Here is a 26,478-nt window from a genome sequence, read left to right on the forward strand (position 1 = left end):
AGCTTGCGCATGCGGTGACTGACCCACCGCTATCGCGAGCAGGCTCACTCCTACAGGGATTTGTGGTGTTCATTAAATCGGGGCAAAAAAAACGCCCCGAACCAGTCGGGGCGTCAGTTTTGCGGCTCTGCGGTTAGCTTTCTATACGATCCGCAAAGGCCGTTTGCTCAGCGAAGCAGAATCAGTGGAACTGTTCTTCTTCGGTCGAACCGGTCAGTGCGGTGACCGACGACGAGCCACCTTGAATCACAGTGGTCATGTCGTCGAAGTAGCCGGTGCCGACTTCCTGCTGGTGAGCCACGAAGGTGTAACCCTTGGCGGCGTCAGCGAATTCCTGCTCCTGCAGCTTCACGTAGGCAGTCATGTCGTTGCGGGCGTAGTCGTGCGCCAGGTTGAACATGCTGTGCCACATGTTGTGAATGCCGGCCAGGGTGATGAACTGATGCTTGTAACCCATGGCGGACAGTTCGCGCTGGAACTTGGCGATGGTCGCGTCATCCAGGTTTTTCTTCCAGTTGAAGGAAGGCGAGCAGTTGTACGACAGCAGTTGGTCCGGGTATTCCTTTTTGATCGCTTCGGCGAAGCGGCGAGCTTCGTCCAGATCCGGCTTGGCGGTTTCGCACCAGATCAGGTCGGCGTACGGCGCGTAAGCCAGACCACGGGCGATGGCTTGATCCAGACCAGCACGGACCTTGTAGAAACCTTCCTGAGTGCGCTCGCCAGTCACGAACGGCTGATCGTACGGGTCGCAGTCGGAAGTCAGCAGGTCAGCAGCGTTGGCGTCGGTACGGGCCAGAATGATGGTCGGGGTACCGGCAACGTCAGCCGCCAGACGAGCAGCGGTCAGCTTCTGTACGGCTTCCTGAGTCGGAACCAGTACTTTACCGCCCATGTGACCGCATTTTTTCACGGAAGCCAGTTGGTCTTCGAAGTGAACGCCGGCGGCGCCTGCTTCGATCATGCTCTTCATCAGCTCGTAAGCGTTCAGAACGCCGCCGAAACCGGCTTCAGCGTCAGCCACGATCGGTGCGAAGTAGTCGATGTAGCCGTCGTCGCCCGGGTTCTTGCCGGCTTTCCACTGGATCTGGTCAGCACGACGGAACGAGTTGTTGATGCGCTTGACCACGGTTGGAACCGAATCCACCGGGTACAGCGACTGGTCCGGGTACATGGATTCTGCGGAGTTGTTGTCCGCAGCCACTTGCCAGCCCGACAGGTAGATCGCCTGGATACCGGCTTTAACCTGCTGAACAGCCTGGCCGCCGGTCAGGGCGCCCATGCAGTTGACGAAATCTTTCTCAGGACGGAAGGACGGCTTGGCACCCTGGGTGACCAGGTTCCACAGCTTGTCGGCGCCCATTTTTGCAAAGGTGTGCTCAGGTTGAACCGAGCCACGCAGACGGACGACGTCAGCAGCGGAGTAAGTACGTGTCACGCCTTTCCAGCGCGGGTTTTCAGCCCAGTCTTTTTCGAGGGCTGCAATTTGCTGTTCGCGTGTCAGTGCCATGGAGATAAACCTCGTCGCGTCTTTTATGAAAAGTTGTTCTGCGGTGGAAAATTCCTGCGCTCGCTGACCAGAAGCTTAGGTGGTCAAGTCGGATTCGGCGGGGTAGGCGACGGGATGAACGATGGGCTCGAGGGGAAGTGAGCAGGTAGTGGCGGACTGCGGGCGCATTCGGGCGTCGTGGGCCTTTATACGGTCTACAGTGTGAAGCCGGGTTACCTAAATACGCTTCCGTCCCTCGGGACAACTTCGTTCCAGTCGGCAACCTCGTCAAACACACCTTGTGGGCGGTACAGACACGAAACGGTTCGCGGGGTAGGTGCGAACGTCGCTTCGAAGGCCCTTGCCAGGGCCTCTGATTAGCGGGAGCGAGGCCATCATGCCTTCGCTTTTTTACTCCGTCAAACGTTTTGTAGTGCTTTTTTTAAAGCACTACATCTTTCGTCTAATACGACTAATCAGTCAGTTTTCGGTGCTTTAGTCCAGGGCGTCGACTTTCACCCGCAAGGTCATGTCATCCCGGCCTTGAGTCGAGTAGCTGCGGGTCAGGCCCTGTTTGTCGGCCTGGGTCTGGCGATTGACGCCAGCGAGGGTGATCCACTCACCAAGGCGTCCGCTGACCGTTGTGTCGGTGCTTTGCACGTTCACTACATCGGGACGTTCCTGGCTCATGCGGTCACGGTTGGTACTGATCGCCAGGTGAACGATGTCGCCGGTGACGCTGGCGGTGACGTAGAACCCTTGAGTGACGTTGCGATATTGGGTCTGGCTGTTGTAACCGCCGTAGGAGTCGCTCTGAACATTGGTGATCGGCACGCTCTGGCCAACCTGAATCAGCGCCGGCATGCCATCGGTGGCCTGAACTTGCTGGACGCCGCCTTCGCGACGGGTGCTGCGGCTGATGATGCGGGTCTGATTCGGCTGAGCGCCGTTGACCGAATAACCTTCGTCGCCACGGCCATTGTTTTCGTTGGTGTCGACAGTGATCAGCAAGCGCTTGGGCGCGGTGTCCAGTTGCGTGATGAGTGCTTTGAGTTCCTGAATCTTGTCCGGCTCGGCCTTGATGATCAGTTGGTTGCCATAGGCGCTGACCTGACCGTCCTTGCCGAGGAAGTCTTGTGCCATCGGCAGCATGTCGGCGCTGGTGCGGTAATTGAGGGGCACGATTTCTGTGGCTGCCATCACCGAAAAACTACAACCGAGCAGCAGGGTGGTGAGCAGGGTGCGTAGGGACATGTCCGTTATCTCCGCTTTCGAAAGGCTTGATATTGCCAGTTTGTCGGCCTGGGGTGGGGCAAGTTGAATCGTAGACAGCAAAACGCCCCGGCATCGGTTGATGTCGGGGCGTTTTGTGGTGTGCTTGCGGGTGCCATCGCGAGCAGGCTCACTCCTACAGGGAATCGCATTTCAATTGTAGGAGTGAGCCTGCTCGCGATCGCCGCGCCGCGGTTTTATGTCGAATGCCGAACCATGTCGACATGCGGAATCCCGGCTTCGAGGAATTCCTCACTGACCAGGCTGAAACCCAAGCGCTCATAGAACGCCGTGGCCTGCACCTGAGCGCTGAGCATCTGCTGCTTCAAACCACGTTCTTCAGCTTCGGCGATCACCGCTTGCATCAGCGCATCACCGACCTTCATCCCGCGCCAGTCTTTCAGCACTGAAACCCGGCCGATGTGCCCATCGGGCAGCAAGCGCGCAGTGCCGATCGGAAAGTCGCCTTCAAACGCCAGGAAATGCACGGCGGTCGCGTCGTCCGCGTCCCATTCCAGCTCGGGTGGCACCGATTGTTCGGCGATGAACACCGTTTCACGAATGCGCCGGATCTCGGCGATGTCCTTCTGCCAGTCTGCGACACGTACGCGAATCTTATTCATCGGCGAACCCCAGGCTCCCTTGCTTGACCAACTGGCACAGCAGGCCGCAAGCGTCTTCGTCGTTCAGCCACTCACCGAGGTTGTCAGTGTGCAGGGCGTCAGCGGCGCAGATCAGCTTCAACAGTTCGCGCAGCTTGCCCGGCAGGTAACGGCTCTGGCCGCTGGCGAACAGCAGCAGGTCGTCATCGACTTCCGACCAGGCCAGGCGCGCGCTCGGGTTGCGGATCAGGATGGCGCCATCCTGCAGGGCGGCGAGGAAGTCTTCTTCTTCGATTTCTTCCGGGCCGGCCACCAGTTCCGGGTAGCGCGGCTCGGTCATGTACTGGCCGAACCAGGTCAGCAGCAGGCGCTCGTCGCTCATGTGTTCGGCGAGCAGCGCTTTCAGGCGATCCAGTGCATCGTGTTGAATCTGATGCGGGTCGGCTGCAGGTTGTGCGTCGGCATCGGTGTAGCGCTCTTCGTCAGTCAGGAACTGGCTGAGGAAGTCGGTGAAGTGGGTCAGCACTTCAGAGGCGCTCGGTGCACGGAAGCCGACCGAGTAGGTCATGCAGTTGTCGACCGCAACACCGCAATGGGCCAGGCGCGGCGGCAGGTAGAGCATGTCGCCCGGTTCCAGTACCCACTCTTCGGTCTCGTGGAATTCGGCGAGGATGCGCAGATCCGCATGTTGCAGCAGCGGGCTTTCGGAATCGCACATCTGACCGATTTTCCAGTTGCGCTTGCCGTGGCCTTGCAGCAGGAATACGTCGTAGTTGTCGAAGTGCGGACCGACGCTGCCACCCGGTGCGGCGAAGCTGATCATCACATCGTCGACGCGCCAGCTCGGCAGGAAGCGGAAGTTTTCCAGCAGCTCGCTGACTTCCGGGACGAATTGGTCGACCGCTTGAACCAGCAGGGTCCACTCTTTTTCCGGCAATTTGCTGAATTCGTCTTCAGCGAACGGGCCGCGACGCAGTTCCCATGGACGCTCGCCGTGCTCGATCACCAGGCGCGATTCGACTTCTTCTTCCAGGGCCAGGCCGGCCAGTTCGTCGGCGTCGATCGGGCTTTCGAAGTCAGGAATCGCCTGACGGATCAGCAGCGGCTTTTTCTGCCAGTAGTCGCGCAGGAATTCGCGTGCCGTGATGCCGCCCAGAAGTTGAAGAGGAATATCGGGATTCATATGTAACCTATTGAAAAAAAGCACTTTTCAGACGGGAATAAAAACGCCCGGCGCGGCCGGGCGTCTCAAACGGATCAAGCGGTCGATCAGATGCGTTTGGCTTGCGCTACAGCGTTGCCGATGTAGTTGGCCGGGGTCAGTTGCTTGAGCTCGGCTTTCGCTTCGGCAGGCATGTCCAGGCCATCGATGAAAGTCTGCAGCGCTTCAGGGCTGATGCCCTTGCCACGGGTCAGTTCTTTCAGCTTCTCGTACGGGTTTTCGATGTTGTAGCGGCGCATCACGGTCTGGATCGGCTCAGCCAATACTTCCCAGCAGGCGTCGAGGTCAGCGGCAATCTTCTGAGCGTTCAGCTCGAGTTTGCTGATGCCTTTGAGGCTGGCTTCGTAAGCGATCACGCTGTGGGCGAAGCCGACACCGAGATTACGCAGTACGGTGGAGTCGGTCAGGTCGCGCTGCCAGCGGGAGATCGGCAGTTTGCTCGCCAGGTGCTGGAACAATGCGTTGGCGATGCCCAGGTTGCCTTCGGAGTTTTCGAAGTCGATCGGGTTGACCTTGTGCGGCATGGTCGACGAGCCGATTTCGCCAGCGATGGTGCGCTGCTTGAAATAACCCAGGGAGATGTAGCCCCAGATGTCACGGTCGAAGTCGATCAGAATGGTGTTGAAGCGCGCGATTGCGTCGAACAGCTCGGCGATGTAGTCGTGCGGTTCGATCTGCGTGGTGTACGGGTTGAAGCCCAGGCCCAGCTCGTCTTCGATGAAGGCGCGGGCGTTGGCTTCCCAGTCGATCTGCGGATAGGCCGACAGGTGTGCGTTGTAGTTGCCGACGGCGCCGTTGATTTTGCCCAGCAGCGGAACGGCAGCGACTTGAGCGATCTGACGCTCGAGACGGTAAACCACGTTCGCCAGCTCTTTACCCAGGGTGGTCGGGGAGGCTGGTTGGCCGTGGGTGCGCGACAGCATCGGCACGTCAGCGAAACGGATGGCCAGTTCGCGGATGGCGTTGGCAGTCTGGCGCATCAGCGGCAGCATCACGTCGTCACGGCCTTCGCGCAGCATCAGGGCGTGGGACAGGTTGTTGATGTCTTCGCTGGTGCAGGCAAAGTGGATGAACTCGCTGACCTTGGCCAGCTCCGGCAGCTTGGCCGCCTGCTCTTTGAGCAGGTATTCGATCGCTTTGACGTCGTGGTTGGTGGTGCGCTCGATCTCTTTGACGCGCTCGGCGTGCTCCAGCGAGAAGTTTTCAGCCAGTTCATTGAGAACGGCGTTGGCCTCGGCGGAGAAGGCTGGCACTTCAGGGATACCAGCGTGGGCGGCCAGGCGCTGGAGCCAGCGTACTTCAACCAGAACACGGGCACGGATCAGACCGTACTCGCTGAAAATCGGGCGCAGGGCCTGGGTTTTGCCGGCGTAGCGGCCGTCAACAGGGGAAACCGCAGTGAGCGAAGAAAGCTGCATGGGGTGTTCTCGGACAGTCGGGCAACGAAATGGGGCGCGTATCATACATGAAAAAATCCGCCGGTCCGTTGCCAACTGACCGGCGTATTACGCGTTATAGACTACAAAGCTTTTATTGCAGGGCGATTTACTCGCTGCGCATCAACGGATACAGCTCTTTGAGCAGCTTGCGCCGGCTGATCACCAACTGCCAGCGATGCCCGCCAAGCTGTCGCCACAGGCGCGCCGAACGAATGCCGGCAAGCAGCAGGGCGCGAATCTTCGAGGCATTGCTCGGCTGCTGCAGGTTGCGCATGTCGCCATGCACCTGAATGCGTTGGCGCAGGGTGCTCAGGGTGTCCTGATACAGCGCGCCGCAAGCCGCGACCACGTTTTCGTGGGCCGGGCCGAAATGCTCGACCTGCGACTGGATCTGCGGCAAGCGCTTGCCGATGATATCGAGCATGTCGTTGCGCTTGGCCAGTTGACGCTCCAGACCGAGCATCGACAGCGCGTAACGCAACGGCTCGCGTTGCAGCGTGCTCGGGTCGCGTTCGAGGGCGCCGATCAGCGCTCGATAGCCTTCGCGCAGATTGATGTCGTCGCCGCCGTACACGTCCAGCGTGTCTTTAGGGTCGCGCACCAGCAGGCTGCCGAGCATGCAGCTCAGGCCCGCCTCGCTGGTCTGGCCGGTCTTGGCGATCCGGTCGACCAGTACGGCGGCGAGAAATACGCCGCCGAGCGCCGTCAGTTGTTCCTGAGTCGGGCTCATGCCTGGCCGCTCCACGGCTCGGCCACTTCGATCACGCCGCCGCCGAGGCAGATTTCACCGTCATAGAACACCACGGACTGGCCCGGCGTCACCGCGCGTTGCGGCTCGTCGAACACGGCGCGGTAGCCACTGGCGGTTTTTTCCAGGGTGCAGGCCTGGTCGCTCTGGCGATAACGCACTTTCGCGGTCAGGCGCAGCGGCTGGCTCAGGTCGATCGGGTTGACCCAATAGATTTCCGAAGCGAGCAGGGCGCCGGAGAACAGCCACGGGTGGTTGTTGCCCTGGCCGACGATCAACTCGTTGCTGTCGAGATCCTTGCGCAGCACGTACCACGGCTCATCGCCGGCGTCTTTCAAGCCGCCGATACCGAGGCCCTGACGCTGACCGATGGTGTGGTACATCAAGCCGTGGTGACGGCCGATGACTTCGCCTTCGGTGGTTTTGATTTCGCCCGGTTGCGCCGGCAGGTATTGCTTGAGGAAGTCGCTGAAACGCCGCTCGCCGATGAAGCAGATTCCGGTGGAATCCTTCTTCTTGGCGGTCGCCAGCTCGTATTTCTCGGCAATCGCCCGAACTTCCGGCTTTTCCAGTTCGCCGACCGGGAACAGAGTCTTGGCGATCTGTTCGCCGCCAACGGCGTGCAGGAAGTAGCTCTGATCCTTGTTCGGATCGAGGCCTTTGAGCAGTTCGGTGCGGCCATCGATGTCGCGGCGGCGCACGTAGTGGCCGGTGGCGATCAGGTCGGCGCCGAGCATCATGGCGTAGTCGAGGAATGCCTTGAACTTGATCTCGCGGTTACACAGGATGTCCGGGTTCGGTGTACGACCGGCCTTGTATTCGGCCAAGAAGTGCTCGAACACGTTGTCCCAGTACTCGGCGGCGAAGTTGGCGGTGTGCAGCTTGATGCCGATCTTGTCGCAGACAGCCTGGGCATCCGCCAGGTCGTCCATGGCGGTGCAGTATTCCGTTCCGTCGTCTTCTTCCCAGTTCTTCATGAACAGGCCTTCCACTTCAAAGCCCTGCTCGATCAGCAGGAGAGCGGAAACGGAAGAGTCCACGCCGCCGGACATGCCGACAATGACGCGCTTCTTGGATGTGTCAGAAGGGGCTGGATCACGCATAGGGATTCAATGAGTGTCTTGAAAAAGGACGCGATTCTAGCAGGCTCGCGGCCTCAAGGCTAAAGAGAAGGGCGGATCAGTTCGAGGCTGAAGTGATGACCGGCCAGATAATCGTCGATGCACCGGATGATCAGCTCACTGCGCCAGTTGTCGCGTTGGGCGATTAATTCGTCGCGGGTCAGCCACTTGGCGCCGACGATGCCGTCGTCGAGTTGATAATCAGAGTGGTGTTTGACGGCTTTGGCGCTGAAACACACGCGCTGATAGGTCACGCCGTTGCTCGGCGCGGTGTACAGGTAAATGCCAATGATGCCGGTGGGCTCGACGTCCCAGCCGGTTTCTTCGAGAGTTTCGCGCACGGCGGCGTCGATCAGGGTTTCGTCCGGGTCGAGATGGCCGGCGGGCTGGTTGAGCACATTACGCCCGGCCTTGTGTTCTTCGACCATCAGGAAACGACCGTTGTCCTCGACGATGGTGGCGACGGTGATGTGGGGGAGCCATTCCATACGGTGTCCTCGTTTCTGAATATTGGAACCCGATCCCTGTGGGAGCTGGCTTGCCAGCGATGACGGCCTATCATTCAGCATTGAAGGTGGCTGATCCACCGCTATCGCTGGCAAGCCAGCTCCCACAGGGTTTTGTGGTGATCATAAAGCCCGGAAACACAAACCCCGGCACAAGGCCGGGGTTTGTGATGTTCCCATTACAACCTTAAACCAGCGCAGCAATCGCCGCGTTGAGGGTTGCGCTTGGGCGCATGGCCTTGCTGATCAGCTCGGCATTGGCGTGGTAGTAACCGCCAATGTCGACTGGCTTGCCCTGAACGGCGTTGAGCTCGGCAACGATGGTTGCTTCGTTCTCGGTCAGGGTTTTTGCCAGGGTCGCGAACTGCGCTTGCAGTGCAGCGTCTTCAGTCTGGGCGGCCAGGGCCTGAGCCCAGTACATCGCCAGGTAGAAGTGGCTGCCGCGGTTGTCGATGTTGCCGACTTTGCGCGATGGCGACTTGTTGTTGTCGAGGAACTGGCCGGTAGCCTGATCCAGGGTTTTCGACAGTACCAGTGCTTTCGGGTTGTTGTAGTTCACACCCAGGTGCTCGAGGGAGGCTGCCAGTGCGAGGAACTCGCCCAGCGAATCCCAGCGCAGGAAGTTTTCTTCAACCAGTTGCTGCACGTGCTTCGGAGCCGAACCGCCGGCGCCGGTTTCGAACAGGCCACCGCCGTTCATCAGCGGCACGATCGACAGCATCTTGGCGCTGGTGCCCAGTTCCATGATCGGGAACAGGTCGGTCAGGTAGTCGCGCAGTACGTTGCCGGTCACCGAAATGGTGTCCTTGCCTTCGCGGGTGCGCTGCAGGGTGTACTTCATGGCGTCGACCGGCGCCATGATCTGGATGTCCAGACCGGTGGTGTCGTGATCCTTCAGGTAAGCCTGAACTTTCTCGATCACTACGCCATCGTGAGCGCGCATCGGGTCCAGCCAGAAGATCGCTGGGGTGCTGCTTGCGCGAGCACGGTTGACGGCCAGTTTGACCCAGTCCTGGATCGGCGCGTCTTTGGTCTGGCACATGCGGAAGATGTCGCCGGCTTCAACAGCCTGTTCCATCAGCAGGTTGCCCTTGCTGTCGGTAACGCGAACCACGCCGTCAGCCTTGATCTGGAAAGTCTTGTCGTGCGAGCCGTACTCTTCGGCTTTCTTCGCCATCAGGCCAACGTTTGGCACGCTGCCCATGGTGGTCGGATCGAAAGCGCCATTGGCTTTGCAATCTTCGATCACAGCCTGGTAGATGGTCGCGTAGCAACGATCCGGGATCACCGCCTTGGTGTCGTGCAGCTGACCGTCGGTGCCCCACATTTTGCCGGAGTCACGGATCATCGCTGGCATCGAGGCGTCGACGATCACGTCGCTCGGCACGTGCAGGTTGGTGATGCCTTTGTCGGAGTTGACCATCGCCAGCGATGGACGAGCAGCGTAAACGGCGGCCATGTCAGCTTCGATCTGCGCTTGCTGCTCAGCCGGCAGGGCTTTGATGCGCGCGTACAGATCGCCGATGCCGTTGTTCAGGTTGAAGCCGATCTCGGCCAGCACGTCAGCGTGCTTGGTCAGGGCGTCTTTGTAGAACTCGGCAACGATCTGGCCGAACATGATCGGGTCGGAGACCTTCATCATGGTCGCTTTCAGGTGAACCGAGAGCAGCACGCCTTGAGCCTTGGCGCTTTCGATTTCAGCAGCGATGAACGCGCGCAGGGCGTTTTTGCTCATCACGGCGCAGTCGAGGATCTCGCCGGCCTGAACGGTGGTTTTTTCTTTCAGAACGGTAGCGGTACCGTCCTTGGCGATCAGTTCGATCTTCACGGCGTCAGCGGCGTCGATCAGAGCAGCTTTTTCGCTGCCGTAGAAATCGCCGGTGCTCATGTGAGCGACGTGGGACTTGGAGTCTTTGGCCCAGGCGCCCATTTTGTGCGGGTGCTTGCGAGCGTAGTTTTTAACCGACAGCGGTGCGCGACGGTCAGAGTTGCCTTCACGCAGAACCGGGTTCACGGCGCTGCCCTTGACCTTGTCGTAACGCGCCTTGGCGTCTTTGTCGGCGTCGCTGGTCACGGTTTCCGGGTAGTCCGGCAGGTTGTAACCCTGAGCTTGCAGCTCTTTGATCGCGGCTTGCAGCTGTGGCACCGAAGCGCTGATGTTCGGCAGCTTGATGATGTTGGCTTCAGGCGTAACGGCCAGGTCGCCCAGTTCGGCGAGGTGGTCGGCTACGGCTTTGTCGCCCAGTTGCTCGGGGAAGCTGGCCAGAATGCGCGCTGCAAGAGAGATATCGCGGGTTTCCACGGCGATATCGGCCGAAGCGGTGTACGCCTCGATGATCGGCAGCAGGGAATAGGTGGCGAGGGCTGGAGCTTCGTCGGTGAAGGTATAGATGATCTTCGAGCGGGTGGGCATATTCGGATTAACTCTCTCTTCTTTGCTAAAGCGTGCGCAGAAACTCGAGGGGCGCCGGGTAAGCGCGTTCGTTCAAAGTCATCCATGAACCGAATGTCGAGATTCTTCGCGGTGATGTTGGGTGCATCAGTAGAGCGTCAAGCAGTCGGACTGCGGTAACAACCCGACCAATCAGGCGGAAAGTCTCGTGCTAGAGAGGCCAGCCGTCGTGACCCTGTGGTCAGCGGGCGGCATTATACATAGGTAGCTGGCAATCTGCCGATGGTTCATATGCAACGATTCTCGTCCATTGGTCTAAAGGTCGCAGGGCAGGGTGGGGCGTAGAGTCGTCGCGAATGCTTGAGTTTGGCGCTTTTCCCTTTGCTTTCAGGCTTGTACGAAACGAGATGTGGCCGCGCCACGAACAGAGGGTTTGCGTGTTGATTTAACTGGGTTACGCTCGAACCAAGCCAGATGTTCAATCCAAACAATGGAGTTCAGCATGGGTTACAAGAAGATTCAGGTTCCAGCCGTCGGCGACAAAATCACCGTCAATGCAGACCATTCTCTCAATGTTCCTGATAACCCGATCATCCCCTTCATCGAAGGTGACGGCATTGGTGTCGACATCAGTCCGGTGATGATCAAGGTTGTCGATGCTGCAGTTCAAAAGGCATACGGCGGTAAACGCAAGATTTCCTGGATGGAAGTCTACGCCGGGGAAAAAGCCACTCAGGTTTACGATCAGGACACCTGGCTGCCTCAGGAAACCCTGGACGCAGTCAAGGATTACGTGGTTTCCATCAAAGGCCCGCTGACCACCCCGGTCGGTGGCGGCATCCGTTCGCTGAACGTGGCCCTGCGTCAGCAACTCGACCTGTACGTCTGCCTGCGCCCGGTGCGCTGGTTCGAAGGCGTGCCAAGCCCGGTGAAAAAGCCTGGCGACGTCGACATGACCATCTTCCGCGAGAACTCCGAAGACATCTATGCCGGCATTGAGTGGAAGGCCGGTTCGCCGGAAGCCACCAAAGTCATCAAATTCCTTAAAGAAGAAATGGGCGTCACCAAGATCCGTTTCGACGAAAACTGCGGCATCGGCGTCAAGCCGGTTTCGCTGGAAGGCACCAAGCGTCTGGCGCGCAAAGCTCTGCAATATGTGGTCGATAACGACCGCGATTCGCTGACCATCGTGCACAAAGGCAACATCATGAAGTTCACCGAAGGTGCCTTCAAAGAGTGGGCCTACGAAGTGGCCGCTGAAGAATTCGGCGCGACCCTGCTCGACGGCGGCCCGTGGATGCAGTTCAAAAATCCGAAAACCGGCAAGAATGTTGTGGTCAAAGACGCCATCGCTGACGCCATGCTCCAGCAGATCCTGCTGCGCCCGGCCGAATACGATGTGATCGCAACCCTGAACCTCAACGGCGACTACCTCTCCGACGCCCTGGCGGCGGAAGTGGGTGGCATCGGTATCGCGCCGGGCGCCAACCTGTCCGACACCGTGGCGATGTTTGAAGCGACGCACGGTACTGCGCCGAAGTACGCCGGCAAGGATCAGGTGAATCCGGGGTCGTTGATTCTCTCGGCCGAGATGATGCTGCGGCACATGGGCTGGACGGAAGCGGCGGATCTGATCATCAAGGGCACCAACGGCGCCATTGGTGCCAAGACCGTGACCTATGACTTCGAGCGTCTGATGGATGGAGCGAAGCTGGTTTCGTCTTCGGGCTTCGGGGATGCGTTGATTTCGCATATGTAAAACGCGGGCACATAAAAACCGCCTGACTCGATGAATTGAGTCAGGCGGTTTTTTTATGGCCGGGTGTCTTGGGCGAGGTTGCTCAGCTCACGACTGCAGCGTGGTTGATGCCACTGGTTGCGGCGGCAGCGGCTCCTGCCGCACCCACAGCTTCATCCACTGTGTTTTTGTCCTGAATCGCGATTGCGTGCAGGCCTTTGGGGCCTTGAAGGAGTTCGAAGTACACCTCTTGGCCTGCCTTCAGGGTTTTATAGCCTTCCATCTGGATAGCCGAGTAGTGGGCAAACAGGTCTTCTGTCTGGCCGTTCTCGATAATGAATCCAAAACCCTTGGCATTGTTGAACCATTTCACCTTGCCGACAGCCATGCTCAAATCCCTCTGCAACAGACTCCATCGCTGGAGTATCATCCAATTCATCCGCAATCTTATTCGTTAAAAGAATTGACTCCGCGGATCTTTTTTACCCACTGTGGGTTCTATTGGTTGTAACACCGTTTTCCCGATAGTCAAGGTGACCGGGCAGTCGGAGTTGAAAACGTGGACAGCCGCCCCCACCACTGTATTTGCACAACTGACGAACCTTTCTTTCCATGCATGCAATCAGCCAGATTCGACTAACATTCAATCAGGATCGCCCGCTTCTCCAAAAGGATCTTCCACAGGAGCACGACGACGATTCGGCAGGCGTTGCTGTTCAGGAAGCAAAGCCCGCGTTACAGGCGCCGCCGATGTACAAGGTGGTTTTGTTCAACGATGACTACACACCGATGGATTTCGTCGTCGAAGTGCTCGAGGTGTTTTTTAACCTGAATCGCGAGCTGGCGACCAAGGTCATGCTGGCCGTCCACACAGAAGGACGGGCAGTATGTGGAGTGTTTACCCGCGACATCGCCGAGACAAAGGCCATGCAGGTCAACCAGTACGCCAGGGAAAGCCAGCATCCGCTACTCTGTGAAATCGAGAAGGACGGTTAATCGCCGACCACTTGGGTATGAGGTGAAGCTATGTTAAACCGCGAGCTCGAAGTCACCCTCAATCTAGCCTTCAAGGAGGCTCGTTCGAAACGTCATGAATTCATGACCGTCGAACACCTTTTGCTGGCCCTATTGGACAATGAGGCTGCCGCCACCGTTTTGCGTGCCTGTGGCGCAAATCTCGACAAACTCAAGCACGACCTGCAGGAGTTCATCGACTCCACCACGCCATTGATCCCCGTTCATGATGAAGATCGCGAAACCCAGCCAACCCTGGGCTTCCAGCGTGTACTGCAACGTGCTGTTTTCCACGTACAGAGCTCGGGCAAACGCGAAGTAACCGGCGCTAACGTGCTGGTTGCCATCTTCAGTGAGCAAGAGAGTCAGGCAGTGTTCCTGCTGAAACAGCAGAGCGTTGCGCGCATCGATGTCGTCAATTACATCGCACACGGCATTTCGAAAGTGCCGGGGCATGGCGATCACTCTGAAGGTGAACAAGATATGCAGGACGACGAGGGCGGTGAGTCTTCTTCTTCAGGCAATCCTCTGGATGCTTATGCCAGCAACCTCAACGAACTCGCGCGCCAGGGTCGCATCGACCCGCTGGTCGGCCGCGAATCGGAAGTCGAGCGTGTCGCGCAGATTCTCGCGCGCCGGCGTAAAAACAATCCGCTGCTGGTTGGCGAGGCAGGCGTGGGTAAAACCGCGATTGCCGAAGGCCTGGCCAAGCGCATTGTCGACAACCAGGTGCCGGATCTGCTGGCCAACAGCGTTGTTTACTCGCTTGACCTTGGCGCTCTGCTCGCAGGCACCAAATATCGCGGTGATTTCGAGAAGCGCTTCAAAGCGCTGCTCAATGAACTGAAAAAACGTCCGCAGGCGATCCTGTTCATCGACGAGATCCACACCATCATCGGTGCCGGCGCTGCGTCCGGTGGCGTGATGGACGCTTCGAACCTGCTCAAACCGCTGCTGTCGTCTGGCGACATTCGCTGCATCGGCTCGACCACGTTCCAGGAATTTCGCGGCATCTTCGAGAAGGATCGTGCCTTGGCGCGTCGCTTCCAGAAAGTCGATGTCGTCGAGCCGTCGGTGGAAGACACCATCGGTATCCTGCGCGGCCTGAAAGGGCGTTTCGAGCAGCATCACAACATCGAATACAGCGATGAGTCGTTGCGCGCGGCTGCTGAACTGGCCTCGCGCTACATCAATGACCGGCATATGCCGGACAAGGCCATCGACGTGATCGACGAGGCGGGCGCCTACCAGCGTCTGCAACCGGTCGAAAAACGTGTGAAGCGCATTGAAGTGCCACAGGTTGAAGACATTGTCGCGAAAATCGCGCGGATTCCGCCTAAGCACGTCACCAGTTCCGACAAGGAACTGCTGCGTAACCTGGAGCGTGACCTGAAGCTGACGGTGTTTGGTCAGGACGCAGCGATCGATTCGCTGTCGACTGCGATCAAGCTGTCGCGTGCCGGCCTCAAGTCGCCTGACAAGCCAGTTGGTTCGTTCCTGTTCGCAGGTCCGACCGGTGTTGGTAAAACCGAAGCTGCGCGGCAATTGGCCAAGGCGTTGGGGATCGAGCTGGTGCGCTTCGACATGTCCGAATACATGGAGCGTCACACCGTATCGCGTCTGATCGGTGCGCCTCCAGGTTATGTCGGTTTCGACCAGGGCGGTCTGTTGACCGAGGCGATCACCAAGCAGCCGCACTGCGTATTGCTCCTCGATGAAATCGAGAAGGCGCATCCGGAAGTCTTCAACCTGCTGTTGCAGGTGATGGACCACGGTACGCTGACCGACAACAACGGGCGCAAGGCGGACTTCCGCAACGTGATCGTGATCATGACTACCAACGCCGGTGCCGAAACGGCGGCGCGGGCTTCGATCGGTTTCACCCATCAGGACCACTCGTCTGATGCGATGGAAGTGATCAAGAAGAGCTTTACGCCGGAGTTCCGTAACCGACTGGACACGATTATCCAGTTTGGTCGCCTCAGTCATGAGGTCATCAAAAGTGTGGTGGACAAGTTCCTCACCGAGCTTCAGGCGCAGCTGGAAGACAAGCGTGTGTTGCTTGAGGTCACTGATGCCGCGCGGAGTTGGCTGGCGGCGGGTGGTTATGACTCGGCGATGGGCGCACGTCCGATGGCGCGCCTGATTCAGGACAAGATCAAGCGTCCGTTGGCGGAGGAGATTCTGTTTGGCGAGCTGGCCGAGCATGGCGGTGTGGTGCACATCGACATCAAGGATGGTGAGTTGACGTTTGACTTCGAGACTACCGCAGAAATGGCCTGACGGCCTTGGATCAAGAGGGCGCCTTCGGGCGCCTTTTTGTTATTGGTCGTTTGGGTTTTTTGGGTGAATATCCGTTGCTGCGGTGATGGCTTATTACGGTTTCGCCCTTACGGCGACTCACTTTTTTTCAAACGCCAAAAAAAGTAAGCAAAAAACGCTTGCTCCTACGTGCGGCCCGCTCGCTGGGGCTCGGGGTTCCTTCGCTCCGGGATCGATCCGGGCGCAGCGCCTACGGTTTGCTTCGCTGCACCTCCTCTCGCTGTGTTTGGCTGCGCCAAACGGTCGCTGCGCTCCCACGCCCGGATCAATCCCTCCACTCAGCCTTCCGACGTCGCCTTACAGATCAAAAGCCGCAGCCGAGCTAACGCTCATCCTGTTGAGTGGTGAGGGGCACAGCTTGGTCGGCTTTGGATTTGTGGTGGATTCGCCCCTCACCCCAGCCCTCTCCCGAGGGAGAGGGGGCCGATTTGTGTGCTTTTCAAAGCCTGAGTTCAACGCGGTATCGCACGTCGGCGTACCTCTCCCAAACACCACCGTCAGTCCCCTCTCCCTCCGGGAGAGGGCTAGGGTGAGGGGCTTTTGATCTGGGCTATGCAGCCGGTTGCTGTAACATGCGGCAACTTCAATCTTGCGAGCAGCGAAAATGGATTCTCACTCGATATTGACCTTCACTCTGGTCGCCGCAATTGCCATCGCCAGTCCGGGGCCGGCGACGTTGATGGCGATCAACAATAGCCTCGCGCATGGGCAGCGCAGCACGATCTGGTCGTCATTGGGTAACGCCAGTGGCTTGTTCTGTCTGTCGGCGGCGGCGATGTTGGGGTTGGGGGCGTTGTTGGCCAGTTCGGAACTGCTGTTCAATGCAGTGAAGATCATCGGTGCCGGGTATCTGTTCTATCTCGGCGTCAAGCAGCTGTTCAAGAAAGGCCCGATGCTGCCTGAGGGAGTCGAGGGGGAGGCGAGCAAGGTGCGGCCGACCCGCGGCAAGTTGTACAAATCGGCATTCCTGACCGCGGTGACCAACCCCAAGGCGACGATGTTTTTTACGGCGCTGTTCCCACAGTTCATTGATCAGGAAGCCGCGCTGCTGCCGCAGTTTCTGATCCTGACTTCGATCTTCATGGCGTTGTCGGTGTCGTCACTGAGCGTTTATGCCGCGCTGGCTTCGCGGGCCAAGGGTGTGTTGACTCGTCCGGCGCTGTCGCGTTGGGTCAGCCGGGTGGTCGGGTCTACGTTTATCGGTTTTGGCGCGGCGATTCTGACGATGCGTCGGCAGACGGCTTAAACCCATTTGAATCGGGCCGGGAATCGCGCCACGAAGCAGGTTCCCGACTCGGCGCTCGAGGTCACGCTCAACGTGCCGTTGTGTGCCATCGCTATCTGCGAGGCGATGTAAAGCCCCAGTCCCAAGCCCTCGCAACGTTGCCCGGCTTCGGCGCGGGAGAAGGGTTCGAACAGCAAGGGCATCAGCTGCGCTGAAATCGGCGTGCCCTGATTGGTCAGGGAAATCACGATCTCGTCGTTTTCTGCACAGGCTTTGAGGATGATCGGTGCGCTGTTCGAGCCGTGGGTGACGGCATTGCCCAGCAGATTGGAAAGCAACTGGCTGATGCGCAACTCATCGCAATAGACGCCCGCCGGCACGTCCAGCTCATCGATGAAAATCGCTTGCGGGTGCGAGGCTTTAACCTCAGCGAGCGTCAATTGCAGGGTCTGCTGCAGGTCATCCACCAGCTTGCGCTGCACCGGAATTCCGCCGCCCAGTCGTCCTCGGGCAAAGTCGAGGATGTTTTCGATCAACACGCCCATGCGCACCGAGCTGTTGCGAATTGCCGCAATCAGGTTGAGCGAACGTTTGTCTTCGGTTTTGCTTTCCAGCAAGTCGGCGCTCATGCGCACCGCGCTCAGTGGGGTGCGCAGGTCATGGCCGAGTACGGCGATGAATTGCTCGCGCAGGCGCCCGAGTTCATTGGCGTTGTTCAGCTCGATCTGGGTCGCTTCCAGATGGCGTTGCGTGTCCAGGTTCATGGCGATCAATTGAGCGAACAGGGTCAGTGTTTTGGTAATGGCCGGTTCGTCGATATTGGCAGGGACCGAGTCGATGGCGCACAGCGTGCCGAAGAAGTCGCCGTTGGCTTTGACGATGGGAATGGAAATGTAGCTTTCCAGCCCATAGGTTTTCGGCGTGTGGTGAAGCGAAAAGACCGGGTGCGTACTGGCATGACCGAAGATCACCGGCTGCTGATGCTGGCGGATCTCGTGGCAAATGGTCGATTCGAGCACCAGTTCATCACCGGGTTTGAGCCCGAAATCAATCGAGTCATCAACGGCGCACGCCACCCAGTTGCTTTCGGTGACCCGTGCCACCGCGGCGAAACGCATGCCGGTGAGGTGTTTGACCATGCTCAGGATGACCGGCACCGAGTCAATACTGCGGATGGCTTCGATGTCGGGTGCAAAGTCTGGGTTGGTCATGGGGCGATGCTTTGTGATGAGTTCGCTCAGAGACTATCCGGTATTGCCGTTCATGACTAATGCGGGGGGCAGAAAAAACAAGGGCGCCGCGGATCTCCCGGACGCCCTTGTTTGTTACGCAAGATCGTTACCGACTCAGAACTTGTACTTGGCGGTCAGCATGTAACTGCGCGGGTTGCCATAGTTGTCGGTGGAACCCCAGGTGACATCGGAGCCGATGGCGGAGTAGTAGACGCGGTCGAAGATATTGTTCGCGTTGACTTGCAGATCCAGGTGTTTATTGACTTCGTACCCGGCCATCAGGTCGGTGACCGCATAACCGCCCTGTTCGAGGCGGTAGCTACCGTTATTGGCCAGGGTGATGTCGTTGTACATGCGGCTCTGCCAGTAGACGTTGCCGCCCACGCGCAGATTCTGCAGCGGGCCCTGGAAGCGGTACACCGTAGACACCTTGAACAGATGCTCTGGCGTGTCGGTATCGAAACGCTGATTGTTGTTCGCCGGGTTCTCGTCCTTGATGTAGTGCGCGCGGGTGTAGGTGTAGCCGGCGCCGACCTGCCAGTTTTCGGTCAGGGCGCCTTGCAGTTCCATGTCCACGCCTTGGCTGCGCACTTTGCCTGATGTGTTGTAGCAGGTCATGACCGGGCAGCCGAACTGGTTGTCGGCCAAGGTGGCGCGGCCGGTCTGATCCATCTGGAACACCGCCAGACTCGCGTTGAGGGCGCCGTTGAAGTACTCGCCCTTGATGCCCACTTCGTAGTTTTCACCGACGATCGGCTCGAGCACTTTGCCGCCGAGGTCCTTCTGGGTCTGCGGGGTGAAGATGTCGGTGTAACTGGCGTACACCGAGTGATGGTCGTCCAGTTTGTAGATCAGGCCGGCGTAACGAGTGAGGTTGCGGGTGACCTTGTAATCGCCGTCGGCCGTGCGGTCATCGTAGTCGTACCAGTCGAGGCGGCCGCCGAGGATCAGCGTCAATGGATCGGCCAGGCTCAGGCGGGTGGTCAGGTACACGGCGTCCTGGGTGGTGACGCTGCGGGTTTTGCCGTTGCGCACGAAGTCAGGCTTGGGCGCGCCGATCGGCCAGGCGGTGGTGTACGGGTCGTACTCTTTGGTGGTCGCGTCATACACACGGTTGCTCGCGCCAACGACCAGTTCGTGGGTGCGGCCGAACGCTTCGAACGGGCCGCTGGCGAAGCCGTCGAACGCACGCTGCTTGTCGGTGTGATGGGATTGATAAGCCGTGGTTTCCAGTGGACCGGCGTAACGCGACAGGTAAGTCCCGGAGAACTCGCCGTCAAGGGTCGACGAGGAGCCGGCGACGTGCAGTTTCCAGTCGTTGTCGAAGCGATGCTCGACTTCACCGAACACGGTGTCGATTTGCAGCTTGCGGTTTTCCCAGTCGGTGCCCGGGTAGGTGGAGCGGGGCAGGTCGAGGTGGTGGCCATTGGTGCCCAGCGGCAGACCGCCCCAGAAATAGTTGGTCTGTTCATTCTGCCGGGAGAACCCGAGGGTCGCGGTGGTGCTGTCGCTCAGGTCGGCCTCACCGATGGCGTAGAACAAGCCATGGTCGTTCTCTTCCTTGTCGCGAAAGCTGTCGGCGCCCTGATAGGAGCTGACCACTCGACCGCGCAAGGTGCCGCTTTCGTTCAGTGGGCTGGAGGCGTCGATTTCGCCACGGTAGTCGTCCCAGCTGCCGGCCGCGCCGGTGAGCGTCACGCGCTGATCGGCGGTCGGCCGTTTGCGCACCATGTTGATCGCTGCCGACGGGTTGCCGGCACCGGTGACCAGCCCGGTTGCACCGCGGACGATTTCGACACGGTCGAACATCGCCAGGTTTGGTTGCACCGCCATGGAGTAAGGCGAGTACGCGCTGGGCAGGCCGTCGTACATGATGTTGTCGATGTCAAAGCCGCGCGCCTTGTACGTCTGCCGTCCCGGACCGCTGGTCTGGCTGAGAAACAGTCCCGGTGTGCCTTTCACCACATCGTTGATGCTGGTCATGTTCTGGTCGTCCATGCGCTGACGAGTGATGACCGTCACCGCCTGAGGCGTTTCGAGCATGGTCAATGACAATTTGGTCGCCGTCCGCATCGGGCCGGTGGTGTAGGACTGGGTGTCTTCGGTGGTGCTGCTCATCTGGGTAGCGCCGATTTCGGTGGCGTCCAGTTCCAGCGTGCTCGCCGGCGCGGCTTTTTCAGGCGTAGCGGGTGATGCTTCATCTGCCAGCGCAGGGGTGATGCTGGCCATGCAGATGGCCAGCGCCAGGAGGTTCGGTGAACGGTTTGGACGACGGTAAATGGTGCGAAACGACATCAATCTGCTTCCCCAAATGATACGAAAACGAATCCAGTGCGAGTGCGTGTAGGAATTATTCGCATTAGTGTGTCAGATCATTCCGACTGAAGAAAGCCGTACGAGTCAGTTAGTTAACGAATTTTTCACAATCGTCCAAGCGCTCTGCGTCGAGGGTTGGCGCAGAGTTGCGGTTTTTCTGAGACGCGTGCGAGGGGTGAAGCGAGGCGCAGCGGACCGATCACAAAAGCGTGCGACCGGCCCTGCAGATGTGCGGGAGTAAAGGCGTCAGTTCAGATCATCAGCCTGATGACGTTCGGGCACCTGAGTCGCCTCATCGCCCCACGTGCGGTTGACGCGCTGGCCGCGAATAACCGCCGGCCGCCTGGCAATGTCCTCGGCCCAGCGTTGCACATGCGTGTATTCGTGGGCCGCGAGAAACTCGGCGGCGGAGTAGACATTGTTGCGCACCAATTGCCCGTACCACGGCCAGACGGCGATGTCGGCGATGGTGTAACTGTCACCGGCCAGGTACGCGCTTTGCGCCAAACGCCGATCCAGCACATCCAGTTGCCGCTTGGCTTCCATGGTGAAGCGGTTGATCGGGTACTCCATTTTTTCCGGTGCGTAGGCGTAGAAATGCCCGAAACCGCCGCCCAGATACGGCGCCGAGCCCATCTGCCAGAACAGCCAGTTCAAGGTTTCGGTGCGGCCAGCAGGATCTTTTGGCAGGAAGGCGTCGAATTTCTCCGCCAGATACAGCAGGATCGAACCCGACTCGAACACGCGAATCGGCGGTTCAACGCTGTGATCCAGCAACGCCGGTATTTTCGAGTTCGGATTGATCTCGACAAAACCGCTGGAGAACTGATCGCCTTCGCCAATGCGGATCAGCCACGCATCGTACTCGGCAGCGCTGTGACCCAACGCCAACAACTCTTCCAGAAGAATCGTCACTTTGACGCCGTTGGGCGTGGCCAGTGAATACAGCTGCAACGGATGCTTGCCGACCGGCAGCGTCTTGTCGTGGGTCGGTCCGGCAATCGGCCGATTGATGCTGGCGAACTGGCCACCAGACGGGGCTTCGTTTTTCCAGACCTGGGGCGGAACGTACGGCGCTTTGCTCATGTAAGGGGCCTCATCGTTGGCGAGTGGAAAAATACCTGCTGAGAATAGACAGGACACCACAGAACCGGCTTCGTATTCCAGAGCGCGATGGATTTCTGTGTTTTGATTGCCCGCTGCACTCAAGACTGGCCAACCCCCGGGATCAATAGACAAGCTGCCAGGCCAATCAGGGCGGTGCCGATTACCCGGTCAATGATTCGCTGCTTTTCCAGCATGCGCCGCCGCAACCTTTCAGTGGAAAAGAACAGCGCAACCAGGCTGAACCACACCCAGTGGGCGAGCGACATGAACAATCCGTAGGCGAAGTTGCTGGCGAGCGAGCTGCCTGCCTGAACAAACTGGCTGTACGCCGCGACGACGAACAACATGGTTTTCGGATTGAGCGCATTGGTCAGAAAGCCGCTGCGAAAAACCGCCCATGAAGAAGGGGCCGAGCCGCTGGCCTCGGTAAACGTCAACACGGCGGTATTGGTGATCGACTTGATGCCCAGATAAACAAGGTATCCGGCGCCCAGCAATTTCATCGCCATGAACAGCAAGGGTGACTGCGTAATGATCACGGCCACGCCAAACACCGTATAGAACACATGAACCTGCACACCGCAGGCGATACCCAGCGCCGCCATCAAGCCACTTTGGCGCCCGAAGGCGTAACTGTTGCGGGTGACCATGGCGAAGTCCGGGCCGGGACTGATCACCGCCAACATCGTGATGGCGATCATCACAAACAACTCATTCATCAACATTCTCCAACTCGAAAAGGCCTGTATTTACGCTATGTAAATTCACAGATGTCTAACGGCCTGAATCGCCAAGGGCAGCGTCAAGACAGCAGGAGGTGCATATGATGTTGAATTGTCGCTGGCAGAAAAAACGATTTATAGTCGTCAAAATCTGTGAGAAATCGTCGTCTATATGAACTTGCCTCCATTGGCTGCCTTTCGTTTTTTCAACACTGCCGCGCAAACCCAAAGTTTCGTCAAAGCCGCGCAACAGTTGCACGTGACCCATGGCGCGGTGAGCCGGCAGGTGCGTTTGCTGGAGGAGGCGATCGGGGTTGAACTGTTCGAGCGGCGCAACCGGGCGATCTTTCTCAATCAGGCCGGTCGGCTGTTGTTCGAAGTCACTCGGCCGATGTTCGAACAGCTGGAAGGCGCGGTTTATCGCTTGCAGCAAGAACGCCATGACGATGTGCTGGTGGTGTCCTGCGAACCGACAATCGCCATGAAATGGCTGATCCCGCGGCTGCCCGACTTTCAACGCGCCCATCCGCACATTCAGGTGCAATTGCTGACCGCCGGAGGGCCGATCGACTTCGCCCGTTCAGGCGCCGATCTGGCGATCCGCCGCGATGACTTTCACTGGGACGAATCGGTGCATGCCGTGACGATTTGCCAGGAGTGGATCGGCCCGGTTTGCCTGCCCTCGAAAAGCCCTGAGTCCACTGAATTGCACGGCGCATGCTTACTGCGCAGCAAAACGCGTCCATTGGCATGGGATAACTGGCTGCGCCTTGTCGGCAGGGGCGCGGCGGATGCCAGCCGCGTCGATTACGAGCATTTTTATCTCTGCATTCAGGCGGCGCTGGCCGGATTGGGTAGCGCTATGGCGTCCTTTTTGATGGTGCAGAACGAACTCGAAGCCGGGCAGTTGATCGCACCGTTTGGCTTTATCCGGGACGGATCGACCTACTGCCTGCTATCGCCACGGCCGTTCGAGAACTGCGCCAACAGCACAGCCTTCAGGACATGGCTGAGCGAAGCGATGAGCGCTTGCACGCGTCAGCTCGACGGTGACTGGTTGCGCGATTGAGCAGCCGCGTCATTTATTTTGCGCGCATATAACGTACCCATTCGCTGGTTTTTCTGAAGCCATAAAAACCCAGGATCGAAACGGCGATGATCGCGATCATCGGCCCGATCACACCCAGGCCTGTGGTCATCTGGGTGTAGGCAGCTAGGGACAGAGCAAGCACCGCATAGCCGGCGAGGTATTTCCTGTAGGCGATCAAGAGCATTGGCACCATCAGGACGACGAACAGATGAGTGGCGATGGCGATGAGGATTTCTGCGACCAATTGAACTGGCACGCTGCCCATGGATGCCTGAGCCATGGTTATTTCGGCGTCGTACAGAAACATCTGCAGCGCAATGACGCTTATTGCGGCCATTACCAGCGCAGAGAAGGCCGCTATTTTTGAGCGTTTCATCTGATCTCCAAAGGGTGAAACAACGTTTGATGATTGAATCTTTCACGCTCAGCGCTGCGGCCATTGATCCTTGATTTCAAACCACGGTGCTTTCGACGTCACTTCGACGTGTTGCTGTTTTTCCGTGGTGAACGTCGTGTCCAGCGTGCCCAGGGCTACCGAAATCCAGTCGCGGTACTCACCCTGATGGTTTGCCCAGAACAGCGACGAGCCGCAGTTCAGACAGAACTGGCGTTGTACCGATTGCGAAGACTGATAGGCCTTGAGCTGTTCGGCGCCCTCCAGCAATTCCAGGTTCTGGCGCAGCACGCTGCCATAGCTGGCAAACGCCGCGCCGTGGCTTTTGCGGCATTGGCTGCAATGGCAGTGCGAAAGCGCTTTGGGCCGTGAGCGGATCTGGTATTTCACCGCTCCGCACAGGCAACTGCCCCGGAAGGTCTGAGGGGAGGGCGTCAGCATTGTTATTGCGGTTCCTTGTAAGTGACGGTTTGTTTCAGGCTGTCAGGTGACTGCGCCAGGAATCCGGTGATGAGGGAAATCACTTGTTGCTGGATCTGCGCACGCGGGCGGCCACCCTCGCCATCGGTGCAGATAATGCTGTCGCCTGGCACGTCCTCGTCAAGCATGGCCACGGCGCCGGGTTTGCAGATCGCCATGAACGTGAAATGGCTGGCGTCGCTGATCTCGACGTAACGCGATAAGGTTTTCGGCAGGCGTTTGGCGAGATCGACGGATTCCAGTTGCGCAGGCAATTCTTTCGACGGTACGCCGGCAGCGATCACCAGGATCGGCACGGGGTAGGCCGCCAGACTTGCATCGGTCATTCCGCGCGACAGACCCAGGTCCAGTGAAACCACGGCAGTCACGCGCTTGTCACGCAAATCGGCGGCCAGTCGGGCTTTCGATTGCGCGGTGCTTGCCGTGTTCATTTGGTTGTATGCCGTGCAACTGGCCAGTTGCGGATGGACTTTGCAGTCTTCGGCAAAGCGCTCGGGGTCGAAGCGTGCACCGCCGGCTTCGAGTACCGTCCAGCCGCCGAGAGAATGGCCGACGATGGCAATTCGATCCTTGGCCACTGCGCCGAATTTTTCCGGTTGGGCCGTCACTGCATCGATGGCCCGACTGAGGTCAACGGGACGCTGCCACAACTGTGCCGCTGCTTGCGGACTGCGATCGCGGCTGGTGGTGCCGGGATGGTTGACTGCCGCGACAATGTAACCCTGATGCGCCAGAGCACTGGCCAGCCAGGTCTGGTTGATCCAGCTTCCGCCATTGCCGTGGGATAGCACCACCAATGGATGCTCGCCCTTGGCGACCGGGGCGTCGAGCACCGCCGGTGCGCCAACGAAGACCGGGTTGTCGCCGAATAATTGTGGCGTCTTGGCCGTGGTCGAACCGGGGTACCAGACGACCATTTCCACTGGGCGCTCGTTACGTGGATCCGCCAGCGTGGCGTACTGGAAACCAACGGGTTGAGCGTCAGCGAATGCGTGGCTGCTCAAGCCGATCAGAAGCAGCGCGCCGAGAGATTTTTTCATTGTTGTTATCTTCCGTGATAGGCCGATTGTGCGAAGCGGACTTTGACTGATTTCGTGTGCTTCAGCGAGTGTCTTTGAACCCTTCGACGAAAACATTTGTTGTCGGCCAGCGTGCGATCAGATCTGCGCTCAGATAATCCAGGAAGGCCTTGACCTTCGGCGTCATCGCCGCGCGCTCCTGAACGCAGGCGTAGATATCCATCGGCTCGGCGACGGCGTCGCTATGTTCGAGCAGCGGCACCAGTTGCCCGCTCGCCAGATAAGGTGCCGCCACGAACTCTGCCAGCCTTGTGACCCCGGCCCCGTAAACAGCCATTTGCGCCAGCGCATCGATGTCATCGCTGATCGCGGTGGCATTGATATTGGCGTCGAAACGCTGGCCGTCACGGATAAAACTCCAGCGCAGAAAGCGCCCGTCCAAGGGATAACGAAAGGCCAGGCAGGCGTGGTTGTGCAAATCATCTGGCGATTGCGGCCACCCGGCGCGCTGCAGATAGGCCGGCGCGGCGCACATGATGAAGGGCAGCGAAACGATCTTGCGCGCGACGATACCGTCCTCCAGTTGCGGCCTGATCCGCAGGCTCAGATCGATGCCGTCCTGGATGTGATTGATCTTGCCGTTGGTGGTCGAGAGTTCGATGAGCAGGCGTGGGTGTTGCGCGGCGAAACCGGCGATCAGTGACGCCAATACATGGCGGCCGAACGCGGAAGTAGAGGCGATGCTCAGACGGCCCTGCAACTCGGTTTCATCGCTATTGATCGAGCTCTGCGCGGACTCCAGATCCGCTGCAATGCGCCGGACTTTCTCGTAATACACCGCGCCGTTTTCGGTCAGTGCCATGCTGCGCGTGGTGCGTTGCAACAAGCGCGCGCCGAGGTGTGCTTCCAGCCGGTTGATCGTCTGGCTCACCGCCGCCGCGCTGACGCCCAGCGTCTTGGCGGCGCCGACAATCGAGCCCGATTCCACTACTTTGATAAAACTGGCAATCGCAGTTAACAGATTCATTCAT

Annotated in this window: 23 protein-coding genes; 5 read left to right on the forward strand and 18 right to left on the reverse strand. The window is 58.9% G+C overall.

Annotated elements, in window-relative coordinates; genetic code table 11:
* Positions 1 to 181: 181 nt before the first annotated feature.
* From aceA to ACW9IR_RS17820, 9 genes are all read right to left on the reverse strand, one after another.
* A complete protein-coding gene (gene aceA / locus ACW9IR_RS17780) occupies positions 182 to 1,507 on the reverse strand; it encodes an isocitrate lyase (protein ID WP_007920195.1) in 1,326 nt (441 codons plus the stop codon).
* A gap of 474 nt (positions 1,508 to 1,981) precedes the next feature.
* Positions 1,982 to 2,740: a secretin N-terminal domain-containing protein gene (locus tag ACW9IR_RS17785; RefSeq protein ID WP_102899357.1), complete on the reverse strand. Its 759-nt coding sequence runs from the start codon at positions 2,738 to 2,740 to the stop codon at positions 1,982 to 1,984.
* A gap of 215 nt (positions 2,741 to 2,955) precedes the next feature.
* Complete coding sequence (locus ACW9IR_RS17790; RefSeq protein WP_102899356.1) at positions 2,956 to 3,381, reverse strand: GNAT family N-acetyltransferase; 426 nt, start codon at positions 3,379 to 3,381, stop codon at positions 2,956 to 2,958.
* A complete protein-coding gene (locus tag ACW9IR_RS17795; RefSeq protein WP_102899355.1) occupies positions 3,374 to 4,543 on the reverse strand; it encodes a ribosomal protein uL16 3-hydroxylase in 1,170 nt (389 codons plus the stop codon). The genes ACW9IR_RS17790 and ACW9IR_RS17795 overlap by 8 nt, the downstream gene beginning before the upstream one ends.
* Positions 4,544 to 4,629: 86 nt before the next feature.
* Positions 4,630 to 6,000 carry an adenylosuccinate lyase gene (gene purB / locus ACW9IR_RS17800; RefSeq protein ID WP_102899354.1) on the reverse strand — a complete coding sequence of 457 codons (1,371 nt, stop codon included), beginning with the start codon at positions 5,998 to 6,000 and terminating at the stop codon, positions 4,630 to 4,632.
* A 127-nt stretch (positions 6,001 to 6,127) separates the two neighbouring features.
* A complete protein-coding gene (gene hflD, locus ACW9IR_RS17805; RefSeq protein WP_016987411.1) occupies positions 6,128 to 6,751 on the reverse strand; it encodes a high frequency lysogenization protein HflD in 624 nt (207 codons plus the stop codon).
* Positions 6,748 to 7,872: a tRNA 2-thiouridine(34) synthase MnmA gene (gene mnmA / locus ACW9IR_RS17810; RefSeq protein ID WP_134176557.1), complete on the reverse strand. Its 1,125-nt coding sequence runs from the start codon at positions 7,870 to 7,872 to the stop codon at positions 6,748 to 6,750. The genes hflD and mnmA overlap by 4 nt, the downstream gene beginning before the upstream one ends.
* A gap of 59 nt (positions 7,873 to 7,931) precedes the next feature.
* Positions 7,932 to 8,378, reverse strand: a complete 447-nt coding sequence (locus tag ACW9IR_RS17815; RefSeq protein ID WP_457464453.1) for an NUDIX hydrolase — start codon at positions 8,376 to 8,378, stop codon at positions 7,932 to 7,934.
* A 205-nt stretch (positions 8,379 to 8,583) separates the two neighbouring features.
* Positions 8,584 to 10,809: an NADP-dependent isocitrate dehydrogenase gene (locus tag ACW9IR_RS17820; RefSeq protein ID WP_095124498.1), complete on the reverse strand. Its 2,226-nt coding sequence runs from the start codon at positions 10,807 to 10,809 to the stop codon at positions 8,584 to 8,586.
* Between the two features lie 481 nt (positions 10,810 to 11,290).
* Here ACW9IR_RS17820 and icd point away from each other — a divergent pair, with 481 nt between their 5' ends.
* Positions 11,291 to 12,547, forward strand: coding sequence for an NADP-dependent isocitrate dehydrogenase (gene icd / locus ACW9IR_RS17825; RefSeq protein WP_034155137.1), 1,257 nt, complete (start codon positions 11,291 to 11,293; stop codon positions 12,545 to 12,547).
* Between the two features lie 82 nt (positions 12,548 to 12,629).
* Here the strand turns inward: icd and cspD are convergent, their stop codons facing one another.
* The gene (cspD, locus tag ACW9IR_RS17830; protein ID WP_141234537.1) at positions 12,630 to 12,914 is read right to left on the reverse strand and encodes a cold shock domain-containing protein CspD; all 285 of its coding nucleotides are present in this window, start codon (positions 12,912 to 12,914) and stop codon (positions 12,630 to 12,632) included.
* A gap of 224 nt (positions 12,915 to 13,138) precedes the next feature.
* Here cspD and clpS point away from each other — a divergent pair, with 224 nt between their 5' ends.
* The 3 genes from clpS to ACW9IR_RS17845 all read left to right on the forward strand — a co-directional run bounded on the left by clpS (position 13,139) and on the right by ACW9IR_RS17845 (position 17,108).
* On the forward strand, positions 13,139 to 13,522 hold the full coding sequence (gene clpS, locus ACW9IR_RS17835; RefSeq protein ID WP_011334948.1) for an ATP-dependent Clp protease adapter ClpS: 384 nt from the start codon (positions 13,139 to 13,141) through the stop codon (positions 13,520 to 13,522).
* A 30-nt stretch (positions 13,523 to 13,552) separates the two neighbouring features.
* Entirely contained in the window at positions 13,553 to 15,823 is a 2,271-nt protein-coding gene (clpA, locus tag ACW9IR_RS17840) for an ATP-dependent Clp protease ATP-binding subunit ClpA (RefSeq protein WP_016987404.1), read from the forward strand.
* A 643-nt stretch (positions 15,824 to 16,466) separates the two neighbouring features.
* Complete coding sequence (locus ACW9IR_RS17845; protein WP_102899000.1) at positions 16,467 to 17,108, forward strand: LysE family translocator; 642 nt, start codon at positions 16,467 to 16,469, stop codon at positions 17,106 to 17,108.
* Here the strand turns inward: ACW9IR_RS17845 and ACW9IR_RS17850 are convergent.
* The 4 genes from ACW9IR_RS17850 to ACW9IR_RS17865 form a co-directional block, all read right to left on the reverse strand.
* On the reverse strand, positions 17,105 to 18,298 hold the full coding sequence (locus tag ACW9IR_RS17850) for a GAF domain-containing sensor histidine kinase (RefSeq protein WP_102898999.1): 1,194 nt from the start codon (positions 18,296 to 18,298) through the stop codon (positions 17,105 to 17,107). The genes ACW9IR_RS17845 and ACW9IR_RS17850 overlap by 4 nt on opposite strands.
* A gap of 135 nt (positions 18,299 to 18,433) precedes the next feature.
* Positions 18,434 to 20,614 carry a TonB-dependent siderophore receptor gene (locus ACW9IR_RS17855; protein ID WP_102898998.1) on the reverse strand — a complete coding sequence of 727 codons (2,181 nt, stop codon included), beginning with the start codon at positions 20,612 to 20,614 and terminating at the stop codon, positions 18,434 to 18,436.
* Positions 20,615 to 20,881: 267 nt separating this feature from the next.
* A complete protein-coding gene (gene yghU, locus ACW9IR_RS17860) occupies positions 20,882 to 21,721 on the reverse strand; it encodes a glutathione-dependent disulfide-bond oxidoreductase (RefSeq protein ID WP_095118596.1) in 840 nt (279 codons plus the stop codon).
* Positions 21,722 to 21,840: 119 nt separating this feature from the next.
* On the reverse strand, positions 21,841 to 22,461 hold the full coding sequence (locus ACW9IR_RS17865; RefSeq protein ID WP_102898997.1) for a LysE family translocator: 621 nt from the start codon (positions 22,459 to 22,461) through the stop codon (positions 21,841 to 21,843).
* Positions 22,462 to 22,636: 175 nt separating this feature from the next.
* On the opposite strand from ACW9IR_RS17865, the gene ACW9IR_RS17870 reads away from it, so the two are divergent.
* A complete protein-coding gene (locus ACW9IR_RS17870; RefSeq protein WP_102898996.1) occupies positions 22,637 to 23,533 on the forward strand; it encodes a LysR substrate-binding domain-containing protein in 897 nt (298 codons plus the stop codon).
* Between the two features lie 13 nt (positions 23,534 to 23,546).
* On the opposite strand, the gene ACW9IR_RS17875 is transcribed toward ACW9IR_RS17870, so the two are convergent.
* The 4 genes from ACW9IR_RS17875 to ACW9IR_RS17890 form a co-directional block, all read right to left on the reverse strand.
* A complete protein-coding gene (locus ACW9IR_RS17875; RefSeq protein WP_102898995.1) occupies positions 23,547 to 23,930 on the reverse strand; it encodes a hypothetical protein in 384 nt (127 codons plus the stop codon).
* A 48-nt stretch (positions 23,931 to 23,978) separates the two neighbouring features.
* Positions 23,979 to 24,389 (reverse strand): GFA family protein, encoded by a 411-nt coding sequence (locus ACW9IR_RS17880; RefSeq protein WP_102898994.1) that lies wholly within the window; start codon positions 24,387 to 24,389, stop codon positions 23,979 to 23,981.
* A gap of 2 nt (positions 24,390 to 24,391) precedes the next feature.
* Positions 24,392 to 25,468 carry an alpha/beta hydrolase family protein gene (locus ACW9IR_RS17885; protein WP_102898993.1) on the reverse strand — a complete coding sequence of 359 codons (1,077 nt, stop codon included), beginning with the start codon at positions 25,466 to 25,468 and terminating at the stop codon, positions 24,392 to 24,394.
* A gap of 61 nt (positions 25,469 to 25,529) precedes the next feature.
* Positions 25,530 to 26,474, reverse strand: a complete 945-nt coding sequence (locus ACW9IR_RS17890; protein ID WP_102898992.1) for a LysR family transcriptional regulator — start codon at positions 26,472 to 26,474, stop codon at positions 25,530 to 25,532.
* Positions 26,475 to 26,478 lie beyond the last annotated feature (4 nt).

Source organism: Pseudomonas sp. SDT291_1_S447 (assembly GCF_054070155.1).